This is a genomic window from Sphingobium sp. DC-2, assembly GCF_000722555.1.
Lineage (GTDB): Bacteria > Pseudomonadota > Alphaproteobacteria > Sphingomonadales > Sphingomonadaceae > Sphingobium > Sphingobium quisquiliarum.
Genome location: NZ_JNAC01000058.1, coordinates 1 through 626 on the forward strand (window position 1 = coordinate 1; position 626 = coordinate 626).

A 626-nucleotide genomic window follows, 5' to 3' on the forward strand; every position below is an offset into this window, starting at 1 on the left:
TGCCATACCGAATGAGCTTCTCGATCAGCTTTTGGCGGGCGGCGCTGCCAGTGCCGCCTTCGAGCAGGGCGGTCTGCTCGATTCGCTGAAGAAGGCGCTGACAGAGCGTGCCCTGAATGCGGAGATGGATCACCACCTCGCTGGCGAAGACGGCGCCGGCAACATGCGCAACGGCTACGGTCGGAAGACGGTAATGACCGACACCGGCAAGTTGGCGATCGACGTGCCGCGCGATCGCCAGTCGAGCTTCGACCCGCAGTTGATCGCCAAGTATCAACGCCGCTTTCCCGGCTTCGACGACAAGATCGTGTCGATGTACGCGCGCGGCATGAGCACCCGCGAGATCACCAGGCACCTGCACGATCTATACGGCATCGACGTCTCACCCGATTTGATTAGCACGGTGACCGACGCCGTGCTCGATGAGGTCGCCACTTGGCAGCAGCGGCCGCTCGATCCGGTTTACCCGCTGGTCTTCTTCGACGCGATCCGGGTCAAGATCCGCGACGAGGGCATGGTGCGCAACAAGGCGATCCACATTGCGCTGGGCGTCCGCGCCGACGGCGCAAAGGAGGTGCTCGGCTTGTGGCTCGAGCAGAATGAGGGTGCCAAGTTCTGGCTTCGGG

General features: G+C 63.1%; 1 pseudogene. It reads left to right on the forward strand.

What is annotated here, in order from left to right:
• Nucleotides 1-626, forward strand: a pseudogene (locus ET21_RS0114350) (IS256-like element ISSpwi2 family transposase); the annotation flags it as partial.